1 protein-coding gene and 1 pseudogene are annotated in these 501 nt (G+C 51.7%); both read left to right on the forward strand.

What is annotated here, in order from left to right; all coding sequences use genetic code 11:
• Positions 1-215: hypothetical protein (locus tag CXQ90_RS22745; protein ID WP_219816761.1), on the forward strand; the 215-nt coding region annotated here is incomplete at its 5' end.
• Between the two features lie 16 nt (positions 216-231).
• Positions 232-501: pseudogene (locus tag CXQ90_RS21995) on the forward strand (iron ABC transporter substrate-binding protein); the annotation flags it as partial.

A 501-nucleotide genomic window follows, 5' to 3' on the forward strand; every position in this document is an offset into this window, starting at 1 on the left:
AATTGAGTGCTTCCCTATTCCTCTTCACCTCAGAGACTCGGATCCTCTCAATTCTCGTCTTCGACAATTTCGATAATGGCCAAACCACAGGGGCCGCTGCCATCAGCATATTTTATGTCCTGGTAATCGCCATTCTCGCCATAGCAGCCCAGCTGGTTGGATCACACGATTCGTCAAAGAAGAAGAAATCCGCTTCGACCAAGAACGCCTTGTAGAAATAGGGGACTAACAGTGAAAACTCACAAGAAATTGAAGCTTGCAGGACTCGCCGCTGTAGTGGCCATCACAGTGTCAGCCTGCGGGTCAACCTCCGGCGCCAAAGGATCGGTTGTCCAGAACGATGCAGACGTTGAGACGACAAAGGGTCTCGTTATCGACGGAGAGCAGATCGCTGCGCAGGACGTCTACGACAAGGCCAAGGGCCAGACTTTGAACCTCTATACGGGATATCCCGAGGCGAATGAAAAGACCTTCATCGAGGCCTTCACGAAGGACACAGGA

The sequence above is a fragment of the Arthrobacter sp. ZGTC131 genome, assembly GCF_002929275.1.
Taxonomy (GTDB): Bacteria; Actinomycetota; Actinomycetes; order Actinomycetales; family Micrococcaceae; genus Arthrobacter.